Origin of the sequence: Hydrogenoanaerobacterium sp. (genome assembly GCF_032017025.1) — a bacterium.
Lineage (GTDB): Bacteria > Bacillota > Clostridia > Oscillospirales > Ruminococcaceae > Hydrogenoanaerobacterium.
Genome location: NZ_DALZQO010000017.1, coordinates 18996 through 32676 on the forward strand (window position 1 = coordinate 18996; position 13681 = coordinate 32676).

General features: G+C 50.3%; 7 protein-coding genes. All 7 read right to left on the reverse strand.

Annotated elements, in window-relative coordinates; translation table 11 throughout:
• Positions 1–2: 2 nt before the first annotated feature.
• Positions 3–377, reverse strand: a complete 375-nt coding sequence (locus tag RTV33_RS10730; protein WP_312644147.1) for a hypothetical protein — start codon at positions 375–377, stop codon at positions 3–5.
• The gene (locus RTV33_RS10735) at positions 370–1083 is read right to left on the reverse strand and encodes an integrase (RefSeq protein WP_396327351.1); all 714 of its coding nucleotides are present in this window, start codon (positions 1081–1083) and stop codon (positions 370–372) included. The genes RTV33_RS10730 and RTV33_RS10735 overlap by 8 nt, the downstream gene beginning before the upstream one ends.
• Positions 1064–2944 (reverse strand): recombinase family protein, encoded by a 1881-nt coding sequence (locus RTV33_RS10740; protein ID WP_312644149.1) that lies wholly within the window; start codon positions 2942–2944, stop codon positions 1064–1066. Before RTV33_RS10740 ends, RTV33_RS10735 begins: the two co-directional genes overlap by 20 nt.
• A 114-nt stretch (positions 2945–3058) precedes the next feature.
• Positions 3059–3424: a helix-turn-helix transcriptional regulator gene (locus RTV33_RS10745; protein WP_312644150.1), complete on the reverse strand. Its 366-nt coding sequence runs from the start codon at positions 3422–3424 to the stop codon at positions 3059–3061.
• A gap of 95 nt (positions 3425–3519) precedes the next feature.
• Positions 3520–4665: a Fic family protein gene (locus RTV33_RS10750; RefSeq protein WP_312644152.1), complete on the reverse strand. Its 1146-nt coding sequence runs from the start codon at positions 4663–4665 to the stop codon at positions 3520–3522.
• A gap of 348 nt (positions 4666–5013) precedes the next feature.
• Positions 5014–10554: a discoidin domain-containing protein gene (locus RTV33_RS10755; RefSeq protein WP_312644154.1), complete on the reverse strand. Its 5541-nt coding sequence runs from the start codon at positions 10552–10554 to the stop codon at positions 5014–5016.
• A gap of 498 nt (positions 10555–11052) precedes the next feature.
• A partial coding sequence (locus RTV33_RS10760; protein ID WP_312644156.1) for a hypothetical protein occupies positions 11053–13681 on the reverse strand: 2629 nt, incomplete at its 5' end.

Genomic DNA, 13681 nt, shown 5'->3' on the forward strand with positions numbered 1-13681 from the left:
TTTTACCCCCTCATCCCGTAAGTGGGCATAGACTCTGAGATGTAAAACTGCGCTATCCCTTCATGTTTAACGACTTCACCATAAATGCGGTATGAATAATCGTCAATCCAGTCATTACACATACCACGCAAGTTCCGCACCAACGCTTTGCTGTGGAGTTCAAAGCATTGCTTGTCATCAAACCGCGCTTGCGGTAAGCGGAACGCCCTCTGATCATCCCGGTCGCTGGGAAGAATAACGATTGTGCGGTCTTCCGGGTTGACAAGCAGCAATATGTATTTCGGGTCGCCAATAGCGTGAAGTGTTCTTTTGTATATCCGTATCCTGTCTTTTTTCAGGTCGATCAATATAGCCGGGCGGCCGGAGTTGCTACTCATGACTGGGTACCTCCTCATTCTGCGGCTCTGCGGTGCTATCCGCTGATTCTGCCCTTGATTCATTATTCACGCTAAAGACCGTGTAGCCCTTAAAGATATTCACCTGCAGCCGTTTGCGGTGTTCTTCCACAGACAATCCGAACTGATTTTTCCATTCCACAGGGAATACGGGTGTACGGGATGCTTTCGGTTTTTCACCCTCGACAACAAAGCGCTGGAAAATCTCTGTCGAGGTTAAGTCAAAAGCGAACAGATACTCATCGCCGCTGCGGATTAGTTTGCCGAGCAGCTTATAACGGTAATCTGGATTCCAGTCCATTAAATCTATGATCATAGCAAAGAAAACCCGGCAGGTAATTTGTTTTGGTTTCCTGTTTCCGCCCATGGTACACCAAAGGAACGAGTCCTTTTCATCCTCGCTGCTGGGTCGGACGACGAGCTTATGCTCATTCTGGTTAACAAGGATTTGCACATACTCCACATCGGGCAGACGCTTCAAACAAGCGGTATTCAGCGAAACCTTGTGGTTGTTGAACGTGATTGAAGGTTCGCGGAGATGGGCAAAGAATTCACCGCGAACCACCTGATACCCGTCATAACTAAAAGAGTCATCCTGGATGATTTCTTCTTCGGGCCGCGCTGTTTCCATAGGTTCTCTGTTCATTCGTTCATCAGTATCAGGCGCCCTATATTCCGTTTCCATCATCCGCACCCCTTTGTTCCATATCGCTAATCATTTGCTTTATGCTTCTGGAAATGATTTCAGTATTGGTTACATTGATATCCGGCTTATCGTTGTAAGACTGACCTTCCACAGCCACATTCCACATGCCGTCTTTGTCGATAGCCGCCAATTCCCGCGCCTGTGAATGCCGGTAATAATTGTTGCCGAAATTGCCTGCCCAGGATGGAGGGAAAGCTACGACGGTATTTTTCGGATTCGCATACACGGGACGAATATCGTCATTAAAGTAACTCTCAGCCGCCATGTCGGGAATAAAGATTTCGGTATCCCTCATATCGAAAATCACAACGGACTCATTGTCCTTTTGCCTGCGCACGCCCCTGACACGGTATCTCAATTCGGTGTTCCAGCCGAATATCTCATATAACGTACTCAAATATGCCGCGCCGCTGATGTCACGCGGATTGTAATTTGCTTCGTTGATTTTTGCCCACCTGACGGCGTTTCGGCACTCCTTGGCACAGGGCCGAACCGCAAGCAAGTGTTCATGGGGATGAACCAGCATCTCCACATACAATTCTTTTTTGAATTTTCGTATACATTCCGTACTGAACCAGATATTATCTGTTGAAAGTGTAACGCACAATTTACGGGCGGTATCAAAAAACTGGGAACGGGTGACCTCAAATCCGCGCAAATCAAAATCACCGGACTGAGCCTCCACTTCCAAAGGCTTTGATTCCGGTTTATCTGTTTCCTCATATACGCTTTCGGAGGCTATGCGATAGTCGTCGGCGCTGAAAGCCGCCCAACGTGGATTGATGGAAACAAAACCTTTCAATGCGCCTTCCGTGATAACCTTCAGCTCGGGCAATATGCCCTTGTTCCCGTATTTGGCATTGCTTATCAAACGCTGAACCGCAATAAAATCATCCCGCGAGACGATGGCCTCATGGTTGTCTTTCCTTGTGTATTGGTTGTGGTTATTCCGGTTTTTTCGCGGCAAGTGGTCAAGATAGCTCGGCGTCCATGTCTTACGGGCGAGTATGTCCCCGCAATGCCGTTCGTTTTGCAAGATCTGCAATATTGAACCGGGCGCCCATTCGGTGTTGCCCTTTTTTGTTCTTCGCTTTAAAGACGTAAGCATTTCCGCTATTTGCCGGCAGGTGCAGCCGTATAAATACATGAAGAAAATCAACCGTACGGTCTTCGCTTCCTCCGGGTTAATTACAAGGTTGCCGTCCTCGTCTTGGTCATAACCGAGCAACGGCGGAGTCAGGAATATCCCGCGTCGGAATCTCTTTTCAATAGAATCATTTGCGACCCTGCTTTTTATATGTGATTCTTCCTGCGCCAATGTGGACATAAACGAAAGGCTCATCTCGCTGCTGTCATTCAATGTATAAATACTTTCCATTTCGAAGAAAACACCCACCGGCGGTTGCATGGCAGCCAGTTGCCGCACATACCCGATACAGTCAACGACATTCCGGGCGAACCGGGAAACACTCTTCGTAACAATTAAGTCAATCCTACCAGCTTTGCAGTCGGCAATCATTTTTACAAAAGCGTCGCGGTGCTTCAGCGATGTCCCGGATATCCCCTCATCGGCATAAATATCAACCAGTTTCCAGTTCTTGTGGCGGTTCAACATTTCCGTATAATGGCCTTTTTGCAGCTCGAACGATGACGTTTGCCGTGGGTCGTCGGTGGACACGCGCACATAAAAGGCCACCCGCTTCTCTTTTTCATCCTCAAAAAAGTTTTCCTGTGGTGTTGCCGGAATAATATCAATATCATCAGGAATCGCGCTTTGATATTTCGCGCGTATTTTTTCCTTGCGGATTTCGGCGTCTTTTTTCGCCGGTTGGTTCTCCTGCATTGCGAATCCCCCCGAACAAAGTAGAATACTGTTATTATACGGGGGATTTCGCACAAAGGAAATTAACCGGAGGTAAACCACTTTACCGTCGGTTAATATTCCGGGGAATATTTTTTACGTCTCCCCGAAATAGGGGTGAAGGCGGCTGTTATCCCGCAAACTTTTCTTGGTTACGGAAGCCACCTCGAAAATGATGCGCCTTTCGTAGTTGTTGCAATCATTGATAAGGCACACCAAATCGCAGTAGTATTCCGCAGCGTCGTTGGTTTGGTTGCCGCTTAACAAGGCATCCACCGTAACGCCGAGTGCGTTGGCAATCAGGATCAGGGTGGAAAGGCTTGCCTTTTTCGCGGCGGTTTCGATCAGGCTTATGTACGGCACGGACATATCGATCTGCTCCGCAAGCTCAGCCTGTGACAACCCTTTCGCGTGGCGGATTTCCTTGACCCTCCGGCCTATGTGCTTGAAATTGACTGACATAAAAACAATCCTCCTATTGTGTATGATTTTTCATTAAACACAATGGAGGATGTTTTGGCTTCGGCACAGCGTTTTTTACATAGTTTATGGTGTTTTTATACTGTCCCTTCACGCAGGATGTCAAGATAGGCGGCATAGGAAAATGTCCTATTGCGCTGCTCTCCGGAATTTTGTGTCAGGATACCCATTTCACAAAGCCGCCGGACAGAATCGGATACCGTCTTAAATGTGGTATCCAAAGCAACCGCTGTCTTTTGGATTTCAATGATGGGGTTTCCTTCAAGGTAAGCGAACAAGCGAAGCGCTGTTTTGGCGGCGCGGCCCATCCCGCTGATAGCGGCGATATTTTTATTATGGAGCGCTGTCAGCTTATCAATGGTATCCGTTGCGTCCTCGGCGCATTCGTAAATCGCTTGCAGGAAAAATTTGATCCACTGCTCATAGTTCCCGTTCCTGCGCACCTCACTCATGCGGTCGTAATATTCTATACGGTTCTTTTTCAAAAAATATGAAATATATAAAGCGGGGGTTGTCAGCACGCCTTTGGCCATCAGATATAAGGTGATGAGCAGCCGACCGATACGTCCGTTGCCGTCCAAAAACGGGTGTATGGTTTCAAACTGGTAGTGGATCAAGGCTGCGCGAATCAAAACATCAAGCGCATCATCACCGTTGATGTATTTTTCCAGGTCGGACATTGCCGCCGTCATATCTTCCGGAGTCGGAGGGATAAACCTGGCATTCTTCAATGTGCTGCCCTGGCCGCCGATCCAGTTTTGGGAATAGCGGAACTCACCCGGATTTTTCTCCTGCCCGCGGACGCCCGCCATCAGCACCGCGTGCGCTTCCTTGATCAGTCGGTTGCAGAGAGGCAGTTCGTTCAACCTGGCAATCGCAAAATCGGTTGCCTTGATGTAGTTGATCACATCGGCGACATTGCGGTTGGCATTTTCGTCAATCAGCGGGTCAAGCACATCCTCCAGTGTGGCCTGCGTTCCTTCGATCTGGGACGACATCAACGCTTCCTTGCGGACATACATTGATATAAACAAATTAACGTTCGGAATCCGCACCGCGATGCCCTCCAGAAGGGCAAGCTGTTTATTGGCTTTTACCAATAGCTCGACCGTTTCGTTATCGAGTTCAACGGGAGGATTGGGCGGCAGCGGCGATGGCGTGAATGATTTGTATGCCGCCTCACCCGACAGGTTTGTTTTTAGTTTTCCGGCTCTGTCCATCATATATGTGCGGCCTCCTTTGCGAAAAGTTAATTACAAGGGGTATTATAGCACTTTTATTTTAGTTTGTCAATATAAAGTAAAATAAAAGTGGGGTTGATAATTATTTTGTTTTATTTTTCAACTTGAATGTATGACAGAAGGGACGTTAACAGCCGATGGGATGGTTGAAATCACAGGAAACATACTATACCAGAATAAAAGCACTTGCTGCGTCGCAGGTGCTTTTTGTGGTTATGAAGCTTTGAATTTTGCTTTGCGTAGCGTATCTTTTGACGCTTAGGGGAAGCGTATCAATTGCGCTACAATCGATAAATTTGGGTAGCGCTTAAATAGTTTGTTCCGTGTGCCCTACTGGGGTATGCTACCTAATTCTGGTAGCGCGTAAATGGTCTGTTCCGTCGGCGCTACAGGCTCGGGCACTTCGGGAACCACCGGCGTCGCCGGGATAACCGCCGCAGGAACAGCAGGCGCTGTCTCCGGTACCTCTCCGCCTGTCTCCGGGTTGGAGGAGGTCGGTGTGCTCGCCATCGCAATTAACTCCTCGGCGGTGTAGTAGATTGCCGCCTCATCAAGCTTGATGTTCGTCATCAGAATCAGATAATCCTTGCCGTTAATCTCGATGTTCAAATTGACCCCTTTCGCCTTCGCCGTGTCAAGCACCTTCGCAAGCATCATCGCGCCCGCTTCTAGCTTCGCGCTTAGCGTCTCACCTCTCGCAAAGTTACTAATCTTTTCCACAATGCTGTTGCTGCCCCAGTAGTCGCTGTCACTTGCCTTGCTCGTGCCGCCCTTCGAGGGTTTGCTCGGGGCCGGGTTGAACGCACTCAGCACCTTGTTCATATTGGCTTCGGCCTGGTCAAGCGTCTTTTGATCGGTTGTGCCCAACGCTAACAGATTTTCTGCGTGTGCAACCGCATCCTTCAGCGCTTTAACCGTCGCCACAGAGTACTTCGTTTGGTCGATCTCGTTCAGCAACCGCTGCCCATCGTTGATGATCTTCATCAGCCGAATCTGCACCGCCGCGCGGGTCAGAGCCTTCGACATCTCATCCACCTGTGCCTGAGTGGCCGTACCGCTTTCGCGCAGCGCCTTCGCCGCGGATACCAGCTCCGCAAGCTTCGCCTTGCTCATCTTATCGTATCTTTCATCCGTCAAAATGCCGTCCGCCAGATTGATCGCCAGCTCCAGCTGGGTTTTGTCTGCGGTTGAAGGTTCTTCGCCCGTGTCGCTCGTCAGCCGGATGGTTGCGGAACCGGTCGACCCCTGATTCAGCTTTCCGCTGATGCCCTCGTAGTTACCCCAATCCAGACCGGGATAGTACCACTGGTTGTTGATAATCAGTTTGGTGGTTTCCTTGATCTCGGGAGATTTTTCGGTCAACACCTCAAACGCGTCCACCACAATGCAGTTGTATTTTCCGCCTGAGGCTTCAAGCTTAATGGTGTGTGGGCCGTTTTTCAAATTGTCAATGCTATAAATCGGTGTTTGCTTGAGTGCGTTGCCAATATCGCTGAACGTATCGACCTCGGTGTTGCCGTCAATGTAAATCTTTACTTTACCGACGTTATTCTGCTTGGAACCGATGTAGCGAACGCCAATGCCGTTGAAGGCAAACTCGGCGGTGGCGCCCAGCTTGGTGCTAAAGGTTTCGGTGCCCGCATAATCGGTACCGGCCTCGTAGGTACTCCAACCGCCTGCGCTGTAAACAATGCGCGGGTCACGGTCGTCTACAAAGTTTTCATTGTTGCCCTTGCCGATGCTGATTCTGGCCGCGACGCTCGCGTCAGCGGATTCCACGCGGATGCCAGATTTTTCTTCGCCGTAGTTGACATCGTAAGTCCAGACGTTTTCACGCATAGCCTTAAAGTCGTTGGTCATAATCCCGTCTTTGTCGCTGTTCTTGGGATACAGGAAGAAGTTACGCATATCTTGTTCCCAGCCCCAGTTGGGTTTTACACCGTATTCATCGGGGGTGACATCAGAACCCGGACGGATGCGCAGAGCCGTGCCTTCGTTGCGGCCGATGTGATCCTCGGGATAAGCCGACCAGAAGCCGTCGCGGAGCCAGCTCACGCTCTCCATACCGGAGGCGATTTCATAGACAACACCAACTTCTGAGCAACCGTCCTTTTGGGGAGGCGCGGTGAGCAGCGTGTAGTTGGTGGTGATGATGCCGTTGCCGCTGATTTCAATATCAAACTGCACCTTGGTCGCGCCGTAGGAACCGAGCAGCGTCACAATCGCCTGATTGTTCTCTACTTTGTAGGTCAAAGGCGTGGTTGCATCTGCTGCCATGATGCCACCGAGCGCGTTCAGCTGCGGGCCGCCTTTGAGCAGTACCTCGCCATTGAAGCTTCCCTCGGTGATCTGCGCTTTTTGTTTGCTGAATTTTACTGCAAAATCTTTGCCGGATACCGTTACAACGTCGCCATCCTCGGTGACAGTCGGTGCGGTTTCGCTCGCGGGTTCAAAATCCACCTGCACGCCACCGAGAACGATGTTGTACTCGTCAATTAAGATGTTGTCATAATCGGCGTAGAATTTGAGGTTTACTTTATCGCCGGTTTTCCAATCGTTCGCGGGTACTTCAATTGTGCCCGCTGTGTGCGGCGCGACAGATGAAAGCGTCGTTGTTTGCGCCTCGCCGTCGTTGATCTGGTAAACCAGTGTGACCTCGTCGAAGTCGGTGTGGTCGAACCAGTTTTTCGCGTTGAGCGCCAGGACTTCGTTTGCCGCAGGTGCCGCGATATTTTCCTCATCGATGCGGATGGGGGAGTAGGCCTTTTTGGTCAGCCACGCTTCGGGTTTCAGGCGCAGGAACACATCCAGCACGCTGCCCCATTCGCCGTAACCGGCCGCGTCGCCGTCCGAATGTTTCTGGTAACGCTCCGTAGTGCCTTCGGGGATGTAGAACACATCGTCGATGCCGCCCCAAAGCGCGCCGCCCAGTGCCCCGTCTTTTTCCAGGAGGTTATCCCAGAACACCTTGAGGCTCTCGCCCCAGAAGTTGCGCACATTCGTATCGTTTTGTAACTCGCTGACATTGTAGCAAGCGATATGCGCGTACTCGTCGTGGATGACCGGGAAGTTGTCATAATCGGGATTGCCATAACCTGCGCCACCGCCGGTCAAATCCCAGTTGACGTAATGCGCACTGTAGATGTCGTAGGGAACCGAACCATCCCTCACAGAACTGGGCCACGAGAAAATTGCCGGACGGGTGGTGTCAGTTGCCTTGATATAATCCCATTTTTTGTGGTAAACCTCTGGGTTGCCGTAGTGATACGACTCGTTGCCCAGCGACCACATGAGAACCGAAACATTGTTTCTGTGCCACTCGATCATCTCGGTGTACTGATTCAAAAATGACGCCGTGCCCAAAGCGTTGTATCCGTACTGGAAGCAGACGGCGGTTTCGACCTCCACATACAGGCCGATTTCGTCGCAGATTTCCATGAAGCGTCTGTTGGGCGGGTAGTGGGAGGTACGCAGGAAGTTGATGTTCATGTCCTTGTATGCCTGCAGCTCCTGCCGTGTCTGCTCGTCCGTCATGGTACGGCCCAGGTCGTAGGAGATGTCATGGCGGCAGGTGCCGCGCAGTTTTACGTCTTTGCCGTTGACATAGACCTTATTCCGGTCGTAGGTCTCGTTCTCCACCTGGTAGGTGACCTCGCGGAAGCCGATCTTCTGTGTGTTGGCCTGTTTGATTTCTCCGTCAACTTTAAGAGTCGCTTTCAGCTCATACAGGTTGGGGTGCTCCGCGTCCCACAATTCGGGCGCTGTCACCGGGATGGAGACCTTCGCGCGGGGCGCGTCCTTGGTGAACGCCACGTTGCCGGGCTCCAGTGCAACGGTGTTCCCGCTCTTGTCGATCAGCTCGAACTCGACGGTCGCATTCTCCGAAACCATGCCCAGCTTCACATCCAGCTTGAGCTCCGCGTCGGTGAAGGTCTCGTCCAGTTCGGTCTCCACATGGATGCTCTTGATGTAATCGTTGGGCAGAGCCAGCAGCTCCACGTCACGCAGGATGCCGCCCATGTTGTGGTGAGCATAGGTGGAGCCGTAGGAGGGGTTCGCACGCACGTCGGTCACGCCGACCACCATGGTCACTTCCTTAGCCTCGCCGTTCATCTCGCCCACCAGCGTGGTAATATCGCAGTCCCAGGTGGTGAAGCCGCCGACATGGTTCCGCACAAACTTGCCGTTCACCCAGACGCGCGCGTCACTGTACACGCCCTGAAAGCGAACCAGGATGCGGTTGCCGTCGTAATCGGCGGGGATGGTGAGGGTGGTTTTGTAGTAATACTCCTTGTCGGCAGCGATATCATAGCCCTGCATCAGAATTTCGCCGGGCACAATAATGTTTTTCCAATTTTGGCCGTCCCACGTGGAGACATCGAAGTCCCCGGACGCAGGTTTGGAGCTGGGCGGGGTGAACAGGAATTCCCAGTCTCCGCTGCCCTGCCAGTCGTTCAGCAGGATCACTGGGTTTTCCACGCCAGTAACCTCGGCGGGTGTGGGCGCAATTTCGGGGGAAGCCCAGATCTTGTCGGGATCGCCCGGGACAACCGGCTCCTCAGGATCCACCGCTTCACCGACCACGACAACGTCGAGGTTGGAAATCGCGGGCCAGAATTTGCCCACGCCGTTTTTGCTGGGCTCACAGTCCTTGGCTGTAAAACGAATGGCCGTGACCTTGGTGATCTTCGGCAGGTCAGCCCGCACCGCAGTGCCGTGCGTGGCAGGAGCCGTGAAGTTTCCGTCCTCGGCCACCATTGTAAATTCATTGCCGTCCACGCTGATTTCGAGGTCGTATTTAGTGACGAATCCCTCGTTTGAATTGCTTCTGCCGGTCATCTTGAGCGCTTTGACCGCGTATGCCCGGTCAAGCTTCAGGGTAATCGACTGGGGGGCCTTGATGGTGTCATCTGTCCGTCCCCAGGAGGCCCATACGGTTCTTCCGTTTTGAGCTGTCATGGCGGCTCCATCAATTGCCTTATCCACCTCGTCGCCCTTACCGGAATGCGTTGCGCTCGCGGTCATCTTATCCTGCGGGACAAGCGACTCGGGGCCGTCCGGAATCTCTTCAGGCTCCTCGGGCTCCACCGGCTCGCCAACCACCACGACATTCAGGTTGGAGATCGCGGGCCAGAAGTTGCTTCTGTCGAGCATGCAGTCCTTGGCCGTCAGCCGAATGGCGACGATCTCGGTGATCTCCGGCAGCTCGGCGCGTACCGCCACGCCGTTTGCGGGAACATCAAAAGTTCCGTCTGTGGTAACCGTTACAAATTCTCCCCCGTCTGCACGGATTTCGAGGTCGTACAGGGTGACGAAGCCTCTGCTCATATTGCTTCTGCCGGTCATTTCGAGCGCCTTTACGCTGTACGCCCGGTCAAAGTCCAGCTGAATCCATTGGGGATCCTTTGCAGTGTCGTCCCCTCGTCCCCAGGAGGCCCATACGGTTTTACCGTTGCCGTCCGTTGCGGCTGTGTTCCCGTCAATCGCTTGGGACGCGGGGTCACTGGAACCGGAATGGGATGCGCTCGCCGTCATTTTCGCCTGAGGAATGAACGATTCCGTGCCGTCTGGGATTGCTTCCTCACTTTCCTCCATCAAGGCGATTGCGCGTGCCTCCTCTTCCTCTAGTAACAGTTCCGTGCCGTCGGTTTCCGTGTCGATAATCTGCTCTGCCACAGTGGTGACAGCGGCTTTCTCTTTCTCTAGCAACAGTTCCGTGCCGTCGGTTTCCGTGTCGATAATCTGCTCCGCCACAATGGCGCTAGCGGCTGCCTCCACCGATGAATTCTGTGCAAAGCTTGTCAGCCCGGTCGCAATCATCATCTGTGCGGCCAGTAAAAGGGCAACCAATTTTCTAGCGTTCCTTTTCATCCTCGAATCTCCCATTTCTTTCTGCTTTTTCTCTTGCACAGCTTACCGCAACTCCGCCTTCATGCTGTTTTTTGAATTCTCTGTTCACAAGCTGATGCAATTTACAGCAGTATTTCCTTTGTATATGTTCATTATAAAGATGGGGGCGCAGTATTTCCTTTGTATATGTTCATTATAAAGATGGGGGCTATGTTTTCAAATACACAAAACGGAAACATATATATAAATTGGAAATATATTTTTAAAAAATTGTGAATAAATTTAGTTGTAATGTCTATATTGGTTAATATTACATAAGAACAAGTTAATAAATTATAAATTTGAACGACGGTATGGGTTCTAAGCATTTTTCTTGAAATGTCCAGTTTCATACCGTCGTTTCCACACACTTACCCTTTGTTCGCGAAGGTAACCCGATTTAATTTTGGGGAGCAGGTCAACAGGCGGCACAAAATGTGCCGCCTGTCCTGCAAAATTATTACATTTAACTATGGTGAATTAGCTGCGTTTTTTCCAGAGATACAGGCCGCTAGCTGTTGCTGCCGTAAGCAGAATTACGCTAATCCATACCCACGTCGCGGTTTCGGCCGTTGTTGCAATCGGTTTCCGCCCATCCGCAGGAGCTTTAGGTAAAGTCTTTTGCGCTTGATCAGGAGCTTTAATAGCACGCTCATGTTCTCGTAAAACCTCAGCAGCCGGTGCTTGCGTCACGGTTATCATTTCACCACCTGTTTCGGGGTTTATTTGTGTGGTGCCGCTTTGAGCTTTTTCTACTGCTTTTAACTCGAGCAAGCCGTCAAAGGTAAAGTATACTCGATCGGCGGCAGTTTTGTTCATGTTTTTGCACTCTAACCGAACTTCTTCTTTTCCATTATCAAATACCAAGATAATATCTTTGCCAGCAGCGGTATCGATTACGGATGCAGGAATAATCATATCCTCCTGAATGAGTACGAGAATAGTATCGCCTTTACTTGCGTTCTCGATGCGCTCGCGTACAGTGCTCCAATCTTTGCCCGCACTTCCGTTCGATGAAGACTTAGAACTGCCTGTATACGAAGAATCAGGCTTATTATCGGTGATCTTGATAATTTCAAAGGTGGAGAATTTATCACTTTCGAATATCAACGTATCGCCACTGACCACAACTTTCAGAACATCCACTTTGTCGTTGTGCAAACGCACCACTCTGGCGTTGTCTGTGGTAAGGCCGTGGCCTATTGGTAATGTCAACTTACAGGTAACCATACATGTCAACTCGGCATTTGCAATAATATCGCCGTCATTTGCTCCGCCAACAACGATTACCGAGAGGTCGAACGGTTTAAAGTCTGTTGAGCTGTCTACATTGATTCCGCTAAGCTTTTTGATTGCCTCGTCCAGCTTATGAGCATCGTTTTCATTCAACGGCTTTTCTTCCACTTTTATGCCTGTGCCGCCACTGGGCAGTGGTTGATTTGTAACATTCGTATTTGCGGGAACTTCGACAAGTATATTGCCTTTTTTCAGCTCAAGTTTTGCTATTGCATCGGTAATGGCTTTTACAGCGGCATCTATCTGCTCTTGTGTGTAGCCGCCCTTCTCAAGCATCTCACGTGCAGCTGCTACTGCTTGTTTCAGTACCTTCCAAGATAGAGCGGTGTATCCCTTTTCGCTCAACTCACCGGCTTGCGCGAGCACCTTATTTAGCTCGTCAACTGCGATTTCAGGCAATTGGGAAGCATCTATCGTTACAAATGCGTCCACGCTCATATAAGCAGTATCTGCATTGGTCAAAGTAATAGTATGCTCACCCGGCTGCAAATCGGTCTTTTCGAATAAAATAAAAGATTGGTACACATGCCCTGAGGTCGCTTGGTCGGCGGTTCCAAAATCCACCCCATCTAAGGTGATTTTTGTTTTACCGTGGTTTGATTCCTTATGTCCCATCCAACGGATGCCGGTACCGTTAAAGGTAAAGCTGACGGTTCCTTTTTTAATGTACGAGAGCGTAGTATTGTGCAGCTGAGTGCCTGCCAAATATCCTCCGGGGCCGTCATGGATTACTTTATCGCCTGCATAGATAATTTGGTCTGTAGCGTTGTCATCTACAATTTGCGCACCGTACATTTTTTCTGCGCTTTGAACAGGAGTACCCATACGCCCGCCACTGCCGGGAGTCACCTCGCAGATGAATACAAAACCTGCCATATCGCGATTTAAATACAGTTTATCGGTAACAGCACCCGGAATTGCGGAGTATTCATTGCCTAAAATTCCGGCTTTTTTCTTCAGCCAACGGTAAGTACTTTCCTCTTTAGTACCGTTTTCAATATCAAAATCCACCGTAAGCGCATTGCTTTGCGCGGTAATTTGAACATTTTTGGCCAACGGCAGTGGCCCCTCTACAACTTCTTTGTAATCGTCGGTGTCGGTGAGCCGCATAGTTACCGTTCCGGTATAACCATTAGAGATCTTTAAAGAAGGCTTTGTATAGTTTTTCCAATCCAGTGCGGGGTAATTCCATTCGTTATTTACAAATAGAGTTGCCTTTAATTCGGACGATTCGCCGCTTAACACTTGGAATGCGTCTATTACAATAAAGCCGTTGTCTCCGATACCGCCCACAACTTCTACTTCAATAGTATGAGACCCATAAGAAAGACCCTCTTCTTGGTATGCTACATACTGCTTTTGCGCTGTACCGATACCGTTGTACAGGTCAATTTCTTTCGGTTCTCCGCCATCGATGCGGATCTTTGCTTTGCCGGTGTTTTTTTGGTAGGAACTGATAAATTTGACACCGGTGCCTTCAAAGGTGAAGGTGCATTTGTCGCCTGCTTTTTGGCTGTAGCTCTGCGTATCATTATAAAATCCGCTGCCCGCACCATGCCCCCAGCCAGAGCCGGTAAAGGTAATCTTATTGGTTTCGGTATTATCTACCGTTAACGGTTTGCTATAACCCATTCCGATACGCGCAGCGTCCTTGCCTTGCGATTCCACTTGAATCTTGGCATTAGTACCTTCAAAGTTTGCGTTATAGTACCAGATGTATTCGCGCATAGCTCGGAAGTCGTTGGTAGAAATGCCGTCCTCTGTGCTGTCCTTAGTATAGAGGAAGAAGTTACGCATATCTTGTTCCCAGCCC

What these genes read in the sequence shown, in the direction of transcription:
- RTV33_RS10730 (WP_312644147.1), bottom strand. Translation starts at nt 377, where the DNA reads ATGAGTAGCAACTCCGGCCGCCCGGCTATATTGATCGACCTGAAAAAA.
- RTV33_RS10735 (WP_396327351.1), bottom strand. Translation starts at nt 1,083, where the DNA reads ATGATGGAAACGGAATATAGGGCGCCTGATACTGATGAACGAATGAAC.
- RTV33_RS10745 (WP_312644150.1), bottom strand. Translation starts at nt 3,424, where the DNA reads ATGTCAGTCAATTTCAAGCACATAGGCCGGAGGGTCAAGGAAATCCGC.
- RTV33_RS10740 (WP_312644149.1), bottom strand. Translation starts at nt 2,944, where the DNA reads ATGCAGGAGAACCAACCGGCGAAAAAAGACGCCGAAATCCGCAAGGAA.
- RTV33_RS10755 (WP_312644154.1), bottom strand. Translation starts at nt 10,554, where the DNA reads ATGAAAAGGAACGCTAGAAAATTGGTTGCCCTTTTACTGGCCGCACAG.
- RTV33_RS10750 (WP_312644152.1), bottom strand. Translation starts at nt 4,665, where the DNA reads ATGATGGACAGAGCCGGAAAACTAAAAACAAACCTGTCGGGTGAGGCG.